Raw genomic sequence first — 5,399 nt, 5'->3', positions numbered from 1 at the left:
CCTTTGCATCGACCGCGCAGGCGCCGCAGGGCGGCTTTGTCGACTACGTGTTTCCCCGTCCCCATGTCACGCCGGCCAGGGCGGTCGACAAGCTCGGCTACGTGGTGCGTTATGCGCCGTGGGACTGGATCATCGCGACCGGCGCCTATGTCGACGACATCGACGTGGCGTTTATGGCGTCACTGTGGCTGATCGGGGCGATCTTCGTGGCCGTGTCGGCGGTGCTCGTGACGCTCGTCGCGGTGACGAACCGCAGCATCGCGCGCACGGTCGGCGGCGATCCGGCCTATGCGGCCAACGTGGCGGACGCGATCGCATCGGGCGACCTGACGGTGGCGATCCGCACGCGCGACGGCGACACGTCGAGCCTTCTGCACGTAATGCGGCGGATGCGTGATGCGCTGACGGGCACCATCTGCCAGATCAAGCATGCGTCCGACAACGTTGCGTGCGGCGCGAACGAGATCGCGAACGGCAACGCGGACCTGTCGTCGCGCACCGAGAGCCAGGCGGCGTCGTTGCAGGAAACGGCGTCGAGCATGGAGCAGATGACGGCGATGGTCCGCCAGACCGCAGACAACGCGCGCACTGCCAGCGAGCTTGCGGCCGGCGCCGCGAAAATCGCGAACCGCGGTGGCGACATGATCACGCAGGCCGTCGCGGCGATGAAAGGTATCTCGAACGAATCGGGTCGCATGGTCGAGATCATCGCGGCGATCGAGGGCATCGCATTCCAGACCAACATCCTCGCGCTGAATGCTGCGGTTGAGGCAGCACGCGCGGGCGAGCAAGGCCGCGGCTTCGCAGTCGTGGCGAGCGAGGTGCGCAGCCTCGCGCAGCGTAGCGCGACCGCGGCGAAGGAAATTCGCGAGCTGATCAGTCAAGTGGTGGGCAGCGTCGGCAGTGGTGCAACGCTGGTCGAAAACACCGGCTCGACGTTTGAAGAAGCGCGCGACGCGATCATGCGCGTGACTGGTGTCGTCCAGGAAATCGCGGCGGCCGCGGCGGAACAGAGCGCCGGCATCGACCAAGTGAATCTCGCGGTCACGCAGATGGACAGCATGACGCAGCAGAACGCGGCGCTCGTCGAGCAGGCGGCGGCCGCGGCACAGTCGCTGAAGGAGCAGGCGATGAGCCTGCAACGCGCGGCTGCGGCGTTTCAGGTGGGCGCCGCCGACGCTAACGGCGGTGCACCGCTCGCGCCGGCTTCGGCGCAGCACCGCGCAGTGTTCGCGTAAGGACCGGCGCCGCAATCTCGCGGCGAAACCACGCGATGCATGGCACGTCGGTGCGGTTTTTTGGACCGTCACCTTGCGACCCGCGTCAGACGTTCGGCCTTCCTCACCTGAATGTCCACTTTTTCGACAAGCGTCTCTCGCGACATACCCCGTCGAGCCTCGGGGAACGCGGTACCGCATTCCACCTTGATTCAAACCGGCAGCGCCGCAGCCGACACAATTGCTCAGCGCCCGACTGCAGTCTGCGTCGCGATGCCCGCGGCTGCGATAGCGGGACTGCGGCGCCGCGCGACGATACGCCCGTACATCAATGGTGTCGCCTTTGCCTACCCTGATTTGGCGCCGAGTCGTGCCCGCAAGTGCGACCGCGGTTACCGACGAATCCAGCCATCGCGCTGGTCAGAACCACGAGTTCCACGCCCACCCCACTCCTCTCGCGCCAGTCACAAACAAAGCAGAAACAAAGCGCGCCCCAACCCGCCCATCACTCCCGCCCATTCTCCAGCTTGAACACGCCGACCACTTGCGCAAGGCGCGCGGCATGGTCGCGCAATTCGGCGGCTGCTTCTTCCGCTTCGCTGACGATGGTCGCGTTCTGCTGCGTCGCCTCGCCGATCTGCGTGACCGCGAGGTTGACCTGTTCGATGCCGCCCGACTGCTCGCGCGATGCCACGCTGATCTCGCCCATGATCGCGCGCACCTGGCCGACCTGAGCGACGATGCCCTGCATCGTCGTGCTGGCCTGCTCGGCGATCTGGAAGCCGCTTTGCACGGTCGCGGTCGACTCGGCGATCAGTTCTTCGATCTCTTTCACCGCAGCCGCGCTGCGCTGCGCGAGCGCGCGTACTTCCGAGGCCACCACCGCAAAGCCCTTGCCGTGCTCGCCGGCCCGCGCCGCTTCCACGGCCGCGTTCAGCGCAAGGATATTGGTCTGGAACGCGATGCCCTCGATCACGCTGGTTATCTCGGCGATCTTCCGCGACGAGCGGCTGATTTCGCCCATTGTCGAGACCACCCGTTCCACCGCGCGTCCGCCTTCGAGCGCCGCGTCCGCCGCGCGCGTGACAAGCGTGTTGGCCTGCGTGGCGTAATCGGCGTTCTGCTGCACCGTCGACGTGATCTGCTCCATGCTCGCCGCCGTTTCCTCGAGGCTGCTTGCCTGAGTGGCGATGCGCGACGCAATATCGCCCGTACCTGCGGCGATTTTCTGCGTGCCCTGCGACATATCGGTCGACGCGCTGCGCACCTGCGAGACGATGCGCGCCAGACCTTCGCCGATGCCGTCGATCGCGTGCATCAGGCGGCCAATCTCGTCGGCGCGCCGGCTTCCGCTCCCAGCCACGCGCACGCTCAGATCGCCCGACGCAAAGCGCTCCGACGCTCTCGCGGCCTCGTCGAGCGGCCGGCTCACCAGACGCCGCACCGCAAACAGGAAAACTACCGCGAACAGCGCGACCAGCACGAAGCCGGTCAGCAGGAAGTCATTGCGCGTCGCGTTGACTTCGGCCATCACCTCGTCGCGCGGTGCAATGCCGCCCACCAGCCATTGCCATTCCGGCACCGTGACGAAGGAGACGAACTTCTCGCGCGCGCCTTTCTCGCCGAGCGTGGCGTCGGCGGAACTGAACTGGAGGCGGCCTTCCTTCACGTCGAGCATCTGCTGATACGGCGCGTTCGCATTGTCCGCGGCCTGGCCGGCCGCGGCGGGATGCACGATCAGCTTGCCGCGATCCACGCCCTTCGACGCGTCGACCACGAAGTAATAGCCGCTGTTGCCGATTTTCAGATTGCGAATGCCGTCTTCGACCTGCTGGATTTCCTGGTCGACGTTCACGCCGACAAACAGCGCGCCGATCACGCGGCCGCTTGCATCGGTAACGGGCCGGTACTGCGTGATCCAACGTTTGCCGAAAAGCGGCGCGAGTCCCGTATAGGTCTTGTTGGCGATAAGAAGCGCATACGCCGGACCCTTGCGGTCGAGCAGCGTGCCGATCGCACGCGAGCCGTCCTGTTTTTTCAGCGATGTCGTGACGCGCACGAAGTCGTCGCCGGTTCGCGCAAAGATCGTCGCCACCGCACCGCTACGTTCGAGAAACTGGTCCGGGATACTGAAATCCATGTTCAGTACCTTGTCGCCAGCCTTCAAAGTCGGCGTGGCCACGCCGTTCACGTCGACTTTCTGCGTTTCGTCGAGCGTGTAGGTATTGGGCAGAAAGCTGGCGAACAGCGACGTCGAGCGGTCCACCTCGGCCGATAACGCCTTGTCGAACAAGGCGATCATCGCGGCGATCGAGCGATCCTTCTCGGCGATGCGTTCGACCACCTGGTCGCTAACCTGCTTGCCGGCGCTGCGCGTGAGCGCCCAGGTGAAGGCGGCGAAGATCAACGCTACCAGCACGCATGAAAGCACGGCGAGCCGGGCGCCGACGCTGGCGCGGCGCAAAGAGAGAAATTCCATGGGCGTGTGCGCAGTAAGAGTGACGAGCGATGCGCGCCGGGCGCGCGGGCGCGCGGGAGCACGGGCACTCGGCGGCATCGTGTCTGGTTTACGGCCGCATTTAGCGCTTCCTTTAGCTAACGGCAAGCGTTATGTAATCGCGCGGCGCCGCATAAGTGCCTGATCGCGCTCGTTAAAGGCGCTGGGCGCGTGGTGCTTGCCGACCGTCGACTGAGACGGACGTCTCAATGACATCGATGGTGCATTGCGGTGTGATTTTGGCGAATGCGCGTGGTACAACGCTTGAACCACCGAAGTATCGATGTGCCCCGCAATGACGTGTTACGCGCGACGCCATCGGACCGCCGGAGACTGGTCATGCCCTATGTTCCGCAGACCCAACATATCGAACGCGTGCGCAATGTGATCGACGCGCGTGCGCCCCGCTCGGGCGACGGTGCGTCGCTCCGACTCGCGTCGTCGTACCGGCGTTCGCTCGATCAATATCACGTCGATCCGGCTGCCACGGTCGGGCCCCGTATCCTGACGGCGCCAGAGCTTCGCGATATTCGCCAACGGGAGGAACCGGTGCTGCGCGCATCGGGGCAGTGCCTGTCGCAGCTGCACGAGATGGTGCGGGAAGCCGACTATTGCGTGATGCTGACCGACGCGGCTGGAGTGACGATCGACTATCGGGTTGACGCTGACCGGCGCACCGCGTTCAAGCGCGCCGGATTGTACCCGGGCTCCTGTTGGTCAGAGCGTGAGGAAGGCACCTGCGGCATCGCGACGGTGCTGCTTGACCGCGAACCGATCACGGTGCACAAGTTCGACCATTTTCGCGCCGCGTTCACTACGCTGACGTGCAGCGCCGCGCCCCTCTTCGGCGTTTGCGGCGAGCTGATTGGCCGCATCGCCCGGCACAAGATCGTGCCACCACACCGACGCTGATTCACGCAGCTTTTGCCGTTCCGGAGCGGGCGAGAGACCCGCCTTTAGCAATGTACCGATCATCCGTTCCAATGGAGGAGCAACCGTGGCCGAAACCAATCCCATCCCCGTTGTAGCCGGCGTGCTCGAGCGCCTGAACACCGCCCTCGCGAGCCGGGACATTCCCGCCGTAGTCGAACTGTTCGAGCCGGACTGCTACTGGCGCGACCTCGTGAGTTTTACCTGGAACATCAAGACCATGGAAGGCCGCGAACAGATCGCCGCGATGCTGGAAGCGCAACTGGATAACGCCGATCCGTCGAATTTCCACGTCGCAACCGGCGAGCCCGAAACCGAAGCGGACGGGCTCGCGCAGGCGTGGATCACGTTCGAGACTGGCGTCGCGCGCGGCAATGGTTTCATCCGCCTGAAGAACGGCCTGATCTGGACGCTGCTCACGGCGATGAGCGAACTGAAGGGCCACGAAGAGCCGAAGAACTTCAAGCGGCCGATGGGCGCGGAGCACGGCGCGCGCGCCGGCCGAACCAGCTGGAAGGAACATCGCGAGCACGAGAGCGAAACGCTGGGTGTGACGCAGCAGCCGTATTGTCTGATCGTCGGTGGCGGACAGGGCGGTATCGCGCTGGGTGCGCGGCTGCGGCAACTGAACGTGCCGACGATCATCGTCGACAGGAACGACAAGCCGGGCGACGCATGGCGCAAGCGCTATAAGACCCTGTGCCTGCACGATCCAGTCTGGTACGACCACATGCCTTATCTGCCGTTTCCCGATA

General features: G+C 65.0%; 4 protein-coding genes. 3 read left to right on the top strand and 1 reads right to left on the bottom strand.

The genetic code is table 11. The annotated features are described in order from the left end of the window. Positions 1–1,238, top strand: a 1,238-nt coding sequence (locus VGH68_RS28765; protein WP_331607133.1) for a methyl-accepting chemotaxis protein, incomplete at its 5' end; no start/stop codon positions are given. Between the two features lie 484 nt (positions 1,239–1,722). Here VGH68_RS28765 and VGH68_RS28760 read toward each other — a convergent pair. Continuing rightward, positions 1,723–3,696 (bottom strand): methyl-accepting chemotaxis protein, encoded by a 1,974-nt coding sequence (locus VGH68_RS28760; protein WP_331607132.1) that lies wholly within the window; start codon positions 3,694–3,696, stop codon positions 1,723–1,725. 357 nt (positions 3,697–4,053) lie between these two features. Between VGH68_RS28760 and VGH68_RS28755 the strand changes: the two genes are divergently transcribed. Continuing rightward, positions 4,054–4,626, top strand: a complete 573-nt coding sequence (locus tag VGH68_RS28755; protein ID WP_414697008.1) for a hypothetical protein — start codon at positions 4,054–4,056, stop codon at positions 4,624–4,626. Positions 4,627–4,711: 85 nt separating this feature from the next. Continuing rightward, a partial coding sequence (locus VGH68_RS28750) for a nuclear transport factor 2 family protein (protein ID WP_331607131.1) occupies positions 4,712–5,399 on the top strand: 688 nt, incomplete at its 3' end.

Origin of the sequence: Paraburkholderia sp., from assembly GCF_036488505.1 — a bacterium.
Classification (GTDB): Bacteria; Pseudomonadota; Gammaproteobacteria; order Burkholderiales; family Burkholderiaceae; genus Paraburkholderia.
This window is presented reverse-complemented; position numbering and strand designations above follow the sequence as displayed.

Coding starts and splice junctions, on each gene's coding strand:
- VGH68_RS28760 (WP_331607132.1), bottom strand. CDS start 3,696: ATGGAATTTCTCTCTTTGCGCCGCGCCAGCGTCGGCGCCCGGCTCGCC.
- VGH68_RS28755 (WP_414697008.1), top strand. CDS start 4,054: ATGCCCTATGTTCCGCAGACCCAACATATCGAACGCGTGCGCAATGTG.